This is a genomic window from Piscinibacter sp. PDB5-1 (assembly GCF_056676035.1).
In genome coordinates, this window is record NZ_JBWVZL010000004.1 from 200,029 (window position 1) to 212,189 (window position 12,161).

A 12,161-nucleotide genomic window follows, 5' to 3' on the forward strand; every position below is an offset into this window, starting at 1 on the left:
GCAGTGAACAAGCCAGAGCTGGCAACATTGCAGTGAACTCGGCCGCCCCCCTTTACATTCACAACCCCACGCGGCGCTGCACGCGTGATCGAAGGATTGATTTGGAGCCCCCGTGTCCCGACTGACCGACTTGATTGCCCAGGCCAAGGCCAAAGACCCGCAACTGGGCGCCGACCTGGATCAGGAGTTCAAGCAACTGTCTTCGCGCCTTCCCTTCGGCCTGAACTTCGAGCGCCACCGACCCGAGGTGGTGGAGTTGCCGCAGCGCCCGGTGCGCAAGGGCGACAAGGTGCGCGTGCTGCCGCCACGCGGTTCCACGAAGAAGGGCGACACGCGGCTGTGGCAGGTCAAGGCCATCCGCAAAGCGGCAACGAGCAAGGTGGCCGACCTGGAATTGCTGAACGCAGCCGTGCCACAGGCGCAGACCGTGGCGCTGGACGACTTGGTGGTGGTGGCCGAGTTCCGCGACACCATCTACCCGGGCCTGATCAGCACGGGTCGGGTGCAGCGCGGGGGCGACAAGCCCCACCACACCGTCATCAATGGCGAGAACTATCACGTCTTGAAGGCGCTGACCTATACGCATCGGGGCAAGGTGGATGCGATCTACATCGACCCGCCCTACAACTCCGGCGCGAGGGACTGGAAATACAACAACGATTATGTAGAAGACGACGATCTTTACCGGCACAGCAAGTGGCTGGCGATGATGGAGCGGCGCCTGCTCGTCGCGCGCACGTTATTGAATCCTGCCGACTCGGTGCTGATTGTCACCATAGACGAGAAAGAGTACCTTCGCCTTGGATTACTGCTTGAACAGCTATTTCAGGACTCCAAGATTCAGATGGTCTCTTCTGTGATCAATAGAAAAGGCATAGTTCGAGCGAACGAGTTTCGGAGGACTAACGAATTCATTTACTTTGTCATGTTTGGCGCTGCGCAACTTGACCCAAACCGCACCGAGACCGGGGCGCCGGTTCGGTGGGCGAGTTTGCGACGAACCGACATCGAATCGCGACGAGGAACAGCGAAGGGCGGACAGTCGCAGTTCTTTCCCATTTATGTGAACCGGACATCCCAGAAGATTGAAGCGATAGGTGAGCCGATCAGCCCTGACGTTGATCGGGCCACGATTGCTGATATGCCCGGTTGCTTCACGATCTGGCCTGTTCGACCAGATGGAACCGAGATGAACTGGGGCTTAACGCCCAAGTCTGTTGAGTCCAGGCTGGCAAAGGGATTTGTCCGTGCTAGCGCTGGCAGAGGGAACAGGGAGCCTAGTCTCTACTATCTAACAAGCGGGCAAATTTCGGAGATCGGTGAAGGCAGTCTCAAGGTAGTAGGGTACGAGCCTAGCGGTGCTGCGATTGTCGAGTTTGAAGCGGGCAAGTCCTCTATGCCTACTACGCAGTGGGACAATGAGTCACACAGTGCTCAAGAACACGGGAAGTCGATCATTAAGGCTTTGATCCCGGGCCATGACTTCGATTTCCCAAAGTCTCTGTATGCGGTTGAGGATGCATTGCGTCTCTTCATTCTCAAGAAGAAGCGAGCAATTGTCCTGGACTTCTTTTCCGGTTCGGGCACTACCGCACACGCCGTAATGCGCCTCAATAGGCAAGACAGCGGCACACGGCAATGCATTTGTGTCACGAATAACGAGGTTTCTGCAAATGAGCATGCCTCGCTGCGTAGCAAGTCGCTGCGCCCCGGAGATGCAGAATGGGAGCGATGGGGCATTTGCGATCACATCACAAAGCCTCGCATAGCGGCCGCCATAACTGGTAGGACGCCGCGCGGCGAACCGATCAAGGGCGACTACAGATTCGCCGACGAGTTCCCGATGTCCGACGGCTTCGACGAAAACGCCGAGTTCTTCACCTTGACGTACGAAACCCCCGTCTCGATCAACCACAACCGCGCCTTCGAGCGCATCGCACCGCTGCTGTGGCTGCGCGCCGGCAGCCGTGGCCCGCGCATCGACAAGCTGCCGCCCGAGGGCTGGGCTGTCGTTGATGCGTATGGCCTGCTGGTGGAGCCCGACGCGGGCACACCGTTCATCAAGGCGGTGCAACGGACCCCGGGCCTGCGCATCGCCTACATCGTCACCGACGACGACCGCCGTTTCCAGGCGCTAGCCCGGCGTTTGCCCGATGGCGTGGAGCCGGTGAGGCTGTACGAGTCGTACCTGACCAACTTCAGCTTCACGAACGGGGACTGAACCATGAAGTTCACGCTGAAGGACTACCAGGCCGACGCAGTGCGCGATGCCCTGGAACACCTGAAATGGGCGAGAACGGCCTGGCACTCTGCAGGCCGGCGACATGCTTTCTCGCTGACAGCCGTGACCGGCGCCGGCAAGACCGTGATGGCCGCTGCCGCCTTCGAGGCCTTGTTCCACGGCGACGACGACTACAGCTTCGACGCCGACCCGGGCGCGGTGGTGATCTGGTTCAGCGACGACCCTTCGCTGAACGAACAGACCCGCTTCCGCCTTATGGAAGCCAGTGACCGCATCCGCCACACCGACCTAGTGGTGGTGGAGAACACCTTCAACCAGGCCAAGCTGCAGGCCGGGAAAATCTACTTCCTGAACACCCAGAAGCTGGGCAAGAACAGCCTGCTGGTGCGCGGGCATGACCCCGAGGAACTGGACGAGATGGCCGGCACCCTGCTGCCAGAAACCCGGCCCGACCTGCGCTCCCACACCATGTGGGACACCATCCGCAACACCATTGAAGACCCCAGCTTGACCTTGTATCTGGTGCTGGACGAAGCCCACCGCGGCATGGGCAAGCCCAGCGCCGCCAGCCTGAGCGCGAAGACCACCATCGTGCAGCGGCTGATCAACGGCGCCCACGGCGTGCCCGGCATCCCGGTGGTGTGGGGCATCTCGGCCACGGTGGAGCGCTTCAACAAGGCGATGGATGGCGCGCTGAAGCGCGACCGCCTGGCCGATGTGGTGGTGGACGCGGCCAAGGTGCAGGAGTCTGGCCTGATCAAGGACACCATCCTGCTGGACATGCCCGACGAGGTGGGCGACTTCGACACGGTGCTGGTGCGCCGCGCCACCGATAAGTTGAAGGCCAGCACCGATGCCTGGGCCGAGTACGCGCGGCAGCAGGAAGAACCGCACACGGTGCTGCCCTTGATGGTCTTGCAGGTGCCCAACACCCCCGACCCGAACGACATTGGCCGCGCGCTGGACACCATCTACCAGCAGTGGCCCGACCTGCCCGCCGGCAGCGTGGCGCATGTGCTGGGCGACCACAGCACGCAGCAGTTCGGCCAACGGCAGGTGCCCTACATCGCGCCTGAACGGGTGCAGGACGCCACCTGGGTGCGCGTGCTGGTGGCCAAGGACGCCATCAGCACCGGCTGGGACTGCCCCCGAGCGGAAGTGATGGTGTCGTTCCGATCCGCCAGCGACCGCACGCACATCACGCAACTGCTGGGCCGCATGGTGCGCTCGCCCCTGGCGCGGCGCATACCGGGCAACGACCGCCTGAATTCGGTGGACTGCTTGCTGCCCAAGTTCAACCGCAGCACGGTGGGTGAAGTGGTCGAGGCGCTGATGAAGGGTGACGACAGCGCCCCGCCGCCGCCTGGGCGCGTGCTGGTCAACCCGGTGGAGATGGTGCCGAACCCGGCTGCCGGCGCCGAGGTGTGGGCCTTGTTCGAGCGCCTGCCTTCGCAGACCCGCCCGCAGCGTGGGGCCAAGCCGGCGCGGCGTCTGACGGCGCTGGCGCACGAATTGGCCTCGGACGAAATTCTGCCCGGCGCCGGCAAGCTGGCCCATGCCGCGCTGCACGCGGTGCTGGACGGCCTGCAGGAAAGCGAAAAGGACAAGATCGCTGCCAAGCGCAAGGGTGTGCTGACGGTGGACGGCAAGACGGTGGTGGCCGACATGCGCGGGCGAACCAAGAGCTTCGACGAGTTTTGGGAAGAAGCCGACATGGCAGTGATCGACGACGCCTACCGCCGCGCCGCGCGGGTGTTCAGCCCGGATGTGTCCCGCACATACGTTGATGCGCTGGCTTACCGGGCTGCCGACCCGGAAGACGCTGACGAATTCGAGGAAGCGCTGGTTGAAGCGCGGGTTCAGGTAGCGGCCCTGGGCCTGTTGGCAGAAGTGCAGCCCATCTTCGACGCCGCCGCTGACCGGCTGGCCAAGGAATGGCTGGGCACGCACGGCGCGGCCATCAAGCGGCTGTCGCACGACCGGCAGGAGTCTTACCGCCAGGTGCGAGAGATGAGCACCGAACCGCAGGACGTGGACCTGGTGAAGCCGGCGGGCCGTTTCGAGATGACCCGGGTGCGCGTCAACGACATGGAAACCGCGCTGCCCACCTACCCGCAGCACCTGCTGTGCGATGCGCAAGGCCTCTACCCGGCCGAGATGAATGCCTGGGAAGTGAAGGTGCTGGAAACCGAGATGAAGCGCCCGGGGTTCCGCTTCTGGTATCGCAACCCGCAGCAGCCAGGGCAGTCGTCGCTGGGCGTGGCCTACCTGTCGGGGGAGCAGTACGGCATCGTCCGGCCCGACTTCATCTTCATAGCCACGACCGAAGATGGAGCCCTGGTGGCAGATCTAGTAGACCCGCACGGGCTGCATCTGGCCGATGCGCTGCCGAAGCTGCGCGGCTTGGCAACCTATGCAGCCACGCACCCTGCAGCGTTTCGGCGCGTCGAGTCCGTAGCGGAAGCGCTCGGACGGCTGCGTGTGTTGGACCTCACGAAGGCCACGGTGCGAGATGCCATCGCGGAGGCCGAGGACGCGGCCAGCCTGTTCAAGGGACCTCTCTCGTCTGACTACTGAACCCTGGCGGCATGGAGTGCGCCGGCTTCAAGCCACCTGCTTGAACCGCCCCAGGATCACCTGCCCGCTGCCCATGAGCTGGTCGATGTAGTCGGCCCAAAACTGCAGCATTTCCTGACGCTGCGGCCCGTACTCGGCGCGGTTGTAGACGCCCCGCACGCCACCGATGGTGTGGTTCAGGGCCTTTTCCACCACGTCCGAGGGCCAGCCGTTCTCGTGCAGCAGTGTGGACGCCGTGCGGCGCAGGTCGTGAATCGTGAAGGCCGGGATGTCCTGGCCCTGCAGCGCCACCTTCAGCGCCTGGTTGATGGCGTTCTGCGCGAACGTCTTCGTCAGGCTGCCGCGCCCCGGCAGCACCAGCAAGCTGCCGCCGGCCAAGGCCTGGAGTTCCTTGAACAGCGCCAGCGACTGCCGCGACAGATAGACGATGTGCGGCTTGCCAGTTTTGGAGTGCGCCGCCGGGATATGCCACTCGCCCTGCTCGAAGTCCACATGCTCCCAGCGGGCCAGCAGCAGCTCGGACTTGCGCACCATCGTCAGCAAGAACAGGTGCATGGCGATCTTGAACTGCCGCCGGATGTTGGACTCGAAGGCCGCCTTCAGGAACTTGCGGATTTCGTCCGGTGTAAGCGCACGCTCACGCGCCTTGACTCGGTGCACGTGACGGGTGGGCAAGGCCAGCACCGGGTTCACCGTCACCAGTCCGGCGGTCATGGCGTAGTCAAACAAGCGCTTCAGCACGCCCCGGATGTTGCTGGCGGCAGCGTCGAAGCCCTCGTCCTTCTTCTTCCAGATGATGGCGCGCACGTCCTCCGTGGTCACGTCGCGCACGGGCTTGCTACCGATGGCGGGCAGGATGGCCTTGTCCAAGTAGCGCCGGGGGATGGTCACGTCCTTGCGGTCCTTCTCCACCATTTCCCGGAAGAAGCGCTCGCTGAACTCTTGCACGGTGGTCTGGTCGGCTTCCGCGACTTTGGCTAGCTGCTTCTGCTCGGCGGGCGAAGTGCCCATTGCTGCTGCCTGTGCCGCCTCGTTGCGCTTGATCCGCGCGTTTTTGAGCGTGAGCGCAGGGTACTTGCCCAGCGTCACCTTCTCTGTCTTGCCATTGAGGCGATAGCGATAGCGCCATACAACGCCGCCTGTCGGGAAGACCTCGACATACAGGCCCCGCTCGTCGGTGACGGTGTAGGGCTTGTCTTTGGGCTTTAGCGCCTTGAGCGCTGTTTCCGACAGTGGCATCAGGCCTCCGTATGTCCAAGTAGACGGGTCGCGTGTGTCCAAGTGGCTTACTTGGACACAAACTTGGACGCACGTCGGATTGGCTGGTGCTGTGCCCTCTTGAACATTCTAGGACGCTAAATCCAATAAAAACAACAGCTTGCAGCAACGAATTGGACGGCTTCGGCGACCGTCGGAAGCAACTCTACTTTCCGATGCAGAAGCGGCTGAAGATCTCGCCCAGCAGGTCGTCCGGCGTGAACTCGCCGGTGATCTGCGCGAGCGCGCGGTGCGCCAGGCGCAGCTCTTCGGCCAGCAGGTCGAGCGCCGGGCTCGGCGACTGCACCTCGCACTGCGCCAAGGCCAGGTGCCCGCGCGTCGTGCGCAGCGCCTGCACGTGTCGCGCACGGGCGATGAACACGCCCTCGGGCAGCGCGTGCCAGCCGGCCAGGTCGAGCAGGCGGCGGCGCAGGGCCTGCAGCCCATCGCCGGTGCGCGCCGACAGCACCACGCCATCCAAGCCCTCGGCGATCGCCGCGTCGGCCTTGTTGAAGACGTGCACGAGGCGCGGGCTGCCCTTGAGCGAGGCCGGCAAGCGCTCGGCGATGTCGGCTTCGGCGGCCTCGTAGGCCGGCTCACCGCGCCGCGTGAGGTCGTGCATGAAGAGCACGGCGTCCGAGGTCTCGATCTCGGCCCAGCTGCGCGCCACGCCGATGCGCTCGACCTCGTCGGTGCTGTCGCGCAGGCCGGCGGTGTCGGTCACGTGCACCGGCACGCCTTCGATCTGGATGGTCTGGCTGACCTTGTCGCGCGTGGTGCCCGCGATCGGCGTGACGATCGCCAGCTCGGCCCCGGCCAGCGCGTTGAGCAGCGAACTCTTGCCGACGTTGGGCTGCCCCGCGAGCACGACGCGCATGCCGTCGCGCAGCAAGGCGCCTTGCTGCGCGCGGTCGAGCACCGCCTCGACCTCCTCGGCGATCGCATCGAGCTGTCCGCGCGCGTTGGCTTTGTCGAGGAAGTCGATTTCTTCTTCGGGAAAGTCGAGCGTCGCCTCGACCAGCATGCGCAGCGTGACGAGGCGCTCGCCCAGCGCGTCGATCTCGTGCGAGAAGGCGCCGCTGAGCGAGCGCCCGGCCGAGCGTGCGGCGGCCTCGGTGCTGGCGTCGATGAGGTCGCTCACGGCCTCGGCCTGCGCGAGGTCGAGCTTGTCGTTCAGGTAGGCCCGCTGCGTGAATTCACCCGGCTCGGCCAGCCGCAGGCCGAGTGCGGCGCCCGCTTCGAGACAGCGCGCGAGCAGCAGTTGCAGCACCACCGGCCCACCGTGCGCCTGCAGTTCGAGCACGTCTTCGCCGGTGTACGAGTGCGGTGCCGGAAAGTGGATCGCCAGCCCCTGGTCGATGGCCTGCCCCTGCGCGTCGAGAAATGGCCCGTGCGTCGCGTGGCGCGGCTTGAGCGGCTTCGCGCAGATGGACTCGATCACCGCGCCGATCCCCTTGCCCGATACCCGAACGATGCCCACGGCCCCCCGACCGGGTGCGGTGGCGATGGCGACGATGGGCTCTTGGTGGCGGCTCAGCATGGTGGTCGGGATTGTCTCGTCATCGGGTGTGGGGCCAGGTCTTTCAACGCAGAGCCACCAAGGACAACGGCTCGGAACGCCAAGTCATGCCTTGATGTCTCGGGTTGCGTCTTTGCGTCTTCGTCTTGCGCTGAAGAAGCGTGACCCCTTCCCCAATGAAAAAGGCCGCCCGGAGGCGGCCTTTCAAGGCGAGGCCCGAAGGCCTCGTTGCATCGATCACTCGGCCACGTCGCCGCTCGGCGCGTCGGCCGAGGCGTCGTCGGTCACCGTGGCCAACTCTTCGGCTTCTTGGGCCGCGATGGCACGGCGCTCGGCATCGTCGAGGTCTTCCTTCGCCTTGCGGGCTTCGTGGAAGGCCATGCCGGTGCCGGCCGGGATCAGGCGACCCACGATGACGTTTTCCTTCAGGCCACGCAGCTCGTCGCGCTTGCCCATGATGGCCGCCTCGGTGAGCACGCGCGTCGTTTCCTGGAAGGACGCCGCCGAGATGAAGCTGTCGGTCGACAGCGACGCCTTGGTGATGCCCAGCAGCACGTCCGCGTGCGTGGCGATCTGCTTGCCTTCGGCGCGCATGCGGTCGTTGGTGTCCAGCAGTTCCGAACGCTCGACCTGCTCGTTGGCGATGTAGTGCGTGTCGCCCGGGTTCGTGATCTGCACGCGGCGCAGCATCTGGCGAACGATCACCTCGATGTGCTTGTCGTTGATCTTCACGCCCTGCAGACGGTACACGTCCTGCACTTCGTCGACGATGTAGCGCGCCAGCTCTTCGATGCCCAGCAGGCGCAGGATGTCCTGCGGATCGGCCGGGCCGTCGACGATCGACTCGCCCTTGTTGACCACCTGGCCTTCGTGCACCAGGATGTTCTTTTCCTTCGGCACGAGTTCTTCGAAGACCTTGCCTTCCGGGTCGGTGATCTGCAGGCGAACCTTGCCCTTGGTCTCTTTGCCGAACGACACCGTGCCGGTGATCTCGGCCAGCGTGCCCTTGTCTTTCGGGGTGCGGGCTTCGAACAGCTCGGCCACACGCGGCAGACCGCCGGTGATGTCGCGGGTCTTCTGACCTTCGACCGGGATACGTGCCAGCACTTCGCCCGGGGCGAGGTCTTGGCCGTCGCGGATCTGGATCAGCGAGCCCACCGGGAAGCCGATGGTCACCGCGTGGTCGGTGCCCGGGATCTTCACTTCGACGCCCGCGGCGTCGAGCAGCTTGACCTGCGGGCGCACGACCTTGGTCGAGCCGCGGCGCTTCGGGTCGATGACCACCAGCGTCGACAGGCCGGTGATTTCGTCCACCTGCTTGGCGACGGTCACGCCTTCTTCGACGTTCTCGAACTTCGCCTTGCCGGCGAACTCGGTGATGATCGGGCGGGTCAGCGGGTCCCAGTTGCCGAGCACGAGGCCGGCCTTGATGGTCTGGTCGGCCTTGACGTTCAGCGTGGCGCCGTACGGAACCTTGTGGCGCTCGCGCTCACGGCCGTGCGGATCGGTGATGACGATTTCGCCCGAACGCGAAATCACCACCAGTTCGCCCTTGCCGTTGGTCACGTAGCGCATCGTGGCGTTGAAGCCGATGATGCCGTCCGACTTGGCTTCGACACTCGACGCCACCGCCGCACGCGAGGCCGCGCCGCCGATGTGGAAGGTCCGCATCGTCAGCTGCGTGCCGGGTTCACCGATCGACTGCGCGGCGATCACGCCGATCGCTTCGCCACGGTTCACGATGCCGCCACGGCCCAGGTCGCGGCCATAGCAATGCGCGCAGATGCCGAAGCGCGTGTCGCAGGTCAGTGCGGTGCGCACCTTGACTTCGTCCACGCCAGCGGCTTCGAGCACGTCCAGCGTGTCTTCGTCGAGCATGCGGGCACCTTCGACCAGCACGGCGCCGGTTTCCGGGTGCTGCACTTCGATGGCGGTCACGCGGCCAAGCACGCGGTCGCGCAGCGATTCGATGACTTCACCGCCTTCAACCAGCGCGCGCATGTTCATGCCGTTCTGGGTGCCGCAGTCGTCTTCGATCACCACCAGGTCTTGCGTCACGTCCACCAGACGACGCGTGAGGTAGCCCGAGTTCGCGGTCTTCAGCGCCGTGTCCGCCAGGCCCTTACGGGCGCCGTGGGTGGAGATGAAGTACTGCAACACGTTCAGACCTTCACGGAAGTTCGCCGTGATGGGGGTTTCGATGATCGAGCCGTCCGGCTTGGCCATCAGGCCGCGCATGCCGGCCAGCTGGCGGATCTGCGCGGCAGAACCGCGAGCACCCGAGTCGGCCATCATGTAGATGGAGTTGAACGACTCCTGGTCGACCTGCTTGCCGTGGCGGTCGGTGGTCTTTTGCTTCGACAGCTGGCTCATCATGACCTTGCCGACTTCGTCGCCGGTCTTGCCCCAGATGTCGACCACCTTGTTGTAGCGCTCGCCGGCCGTGACGAGACCCGAGACGTACTGCTGCTCGATCTCCTTCACTTCTTTTTCGGCGCGCTCGATCAGCACGTGCTTTTCTTTCGGCACGAGCATGTCGTCGATGGCGATCGAGATGCCGGCGCGCGTGGCCAGGCGGAAGCCCGACTGCAGCAGCTTGTCAGCGAACACGACCGTTTCCTTCAGACCGCACTTGCGGAACGAGGTGTTGATCAGGCGCGAGATTTCTTTCTTCTTCAGCGCCTTGTTGATGTTCGAGAACGGCAGGCCCTTGGGCAGGATCTCGCTCAGCAGGGCGCGGCCCACCGTCGTGTCAACAATCTTGGTCTCGGGCGTGAACTCACCCGTTTCCTTGTTCTTGACCCATTCGGTCAGGCGCACGGCGATCTTGGCGGTGACTTCGACCTGGCCGTTGTCGAGGGCGCGCTGCACTTCGACCACGTCCGAGAAGATGATGCCTTCGCCCTTGCCGTTGATGCGTTCGCGGGTCGCGTAGTACAGACCCAGCACCACGTCTTGCGACGGCACGATCGACGGTTCGCCGTTGGCCGGGAACAGCACGTTGTTCGAAGCCAGCATCAGCGTGCGGGCTTCCATCTGCGCTTCGATCGACAGCGGCACGTGGACGGCCATCTGGTCACCGTCGAAGTCGGCGTTGAAGGCCGCGCAAACGAGCGGGTGCAGCTGGATCGCTTTGCCTTCGATCAGCACCGGCTCAAAGGCTTGGATGCCCAGGCGGTGCAGCGTCGGCGCGCGGTTCAGCATGACCGGGTGTTCCTTGATGACTTCTTCAAGGATGTCCCACACGACCGGCGTGCCCGACTCGACCTCTTTCTTCGCCGCCTTGATGGTGGTGGCGATGCCCATGGCTTCGAGGCGAGAGAAGATGAAGGGCTTGAAGAGTTCAAGCGCCATCAGCTTCGGCAGGCCGCACTGGTGCAGCTTGAGCGTCGGGCCCACCACGATGACCGAACGGCCCGAGTAGTCCACACGCTTGCCCAGCAAGTTCTGGCGGAAACGGCCCGACTTGCCCTTGATCATGTCGGCCAGCGACTTCAGCGCGCGCTTGTTGGCACCGGTCATCGCCTTGCCGCGACGGCCGTTGTCCAGCAGCGAATCGACCGCCTCTTGCAGCATCCGCTTTTCGTTGCGGACGATGATTTCCGGGGCCTTCAACTCCAGCAGACGCGCGAGGCGGTTGTTGCGGTTGATGACGCGGCGGTACAGGTCGTTCAGGTCGGACGTGGCGAAGCGGCCGCCGTCCAGCGGCACCAGCGGACGCAGGTCCGGCGGCAGCACCGGCAGCACGTCCATCACCATCCACTGCGGCTTGATGCCCGACTTCTTGAAGGCTTCCATCACCTTCAGGCGCTTGGAGTTCTTCTTGACCTTCAGCTCCGAGCCGGTCATGTCGCCGCGCAGCTTCTCGATCTCGACGTCGAGGTCGATTTCTTCGAGCAGCTTCTTGACGCCCTCGGCGCCCATCTTGGCTTCGAACTCGTCGCCGAATTCGGTGCGCTTCGCGTCGTAGTCGTCCTCGGTCATGATCGAGAACTTCTTCAGCGGGGTCATGCCGGGGTCGGTGACCACGTACGCTTCGAAGTACAGCACGCGTTCGATGTCGCGCAGCGTCATGTCGAGCACCAGGCCCAGACGCGACGGCAGCGACTTCAGGAACCAGATGTGCGCACACGGCGCGGCCAGGTCGATGTGGCCCATGCGGTCACGGCGAACCTTGGTCTGCGTGACTTCAACGCCGCACTTCTCGCAGATCACGCCACGGTGCTTGAGGCGCTTGTACTTGCCGCACAGGCATTCGTAGTCCTTGATCGGGCCAAAGATCTTGGCGCAGAACAAGCCATCACGCTCCGGCTTGAAGGTCCGGTAGTTGATGGTTTCGGGTTTCTTCACTTCACCGAACGACCACGAGCGAATCTTCTCGGGCGACGCGAGGCCGATCTTGATGGCATCGAAATGCTCATCAGGGGTGAATTGACGGAAGAGATCCAGCAAGCCTTTCATGGCTTTCTCCTAAAAATTCAGCACGAGGTTGGAATGAATTGACGGGGGCAGAAGCGCGTCAGGCAAGGCGAGGGGGAAGGCCCATCAGCACTGCGGAAGGCAGCG

Annotated in this window: 5 protein-coding genes; 2 read left to right on the forward strand and 3 right to left on the reverse strand. The window is 64.1% G+C overall.

What is annotated here, in order from left to right; all coding sequences use genetic code 11:
* Positions 1–112: 112 nt before the first annotated feature.
* The gene (locus tag AC1KAT_RS17180; RefSeq protein ID WP_480328175.1) at positions 113–2,221 is read left to right on the forward strand and encodes a site-specific DNA-methyltransferase; all 2,109 of its coding nucleotides are present in this window, start codon (positions 113–115) and stop codon (positions 2,219–2,221) included.
* Between the two features lie 3 nt (positions 2,222–2,224).
* Complete coding sequence (locus tag AC1KAT_RS17185) at positions 2,225–4,819, forward strand: DEAD/DEAH box helicase (protein WP_480328177.1); 2,595 nt, start codon at positions 2,225–2,227, stop codon at positions 4,817–4,819.
* A gap of 27 nt (positions 4,820–4,846) precedes the next feature.
* On the opposite strand, the gene AC1KAT_RS17190 is transcribed toward AC1KAT_RS17185, so the two are convergent.
* From AC1KAT_RS17190 to rpoC, 3 genes are all read right to left on the reverse strand, one after another.
* Positions 4,847–6,058 carry a tyrosine-type recombinase/integrase gene (locus AC1KAT_RS17190; protein ID WP_480328179.1) on the reverse strand — a complete coding sequence of 404 codons (1,212 nt, stop codon included), beginning with the start codon at positions 6,056–6,058 and terminating at the stop codon, positions 4,847–4,849.
* Between the two features lie 184 nt (positions 6,059–6,242).
* Positions 6,243–7,616, reverse strand: coding sequence for a tRNA uridine-5-carboxymethylaminomethyl(34) synthesis GTPase MnmE (gene mnmE / locus AC1KAT_RS17195; protein ID WP_480328181.1), 1,374 nt, complete (start codon positions 7,614–7,616; stop codon positions 6,243–6,245).
* Between the two features lie 216 nt (positions 7,617–7,832).
* The gene (gene rpoC, locus AC1KAT_RS17200) at positions 7,833–12,056 is read right to left on the reverse strand and encodes a DNA-directed RNA polymerase subunit beta' (RefSeq protein WP_480328183.1); all 4,224 of its coding nucleotides are present in this window, start codon (positions 12,054–12,056) and stop codon (positions 7,833–7,835) included.
* Positions 12,057–12,161: the final 105 nt, after the last annotated feature.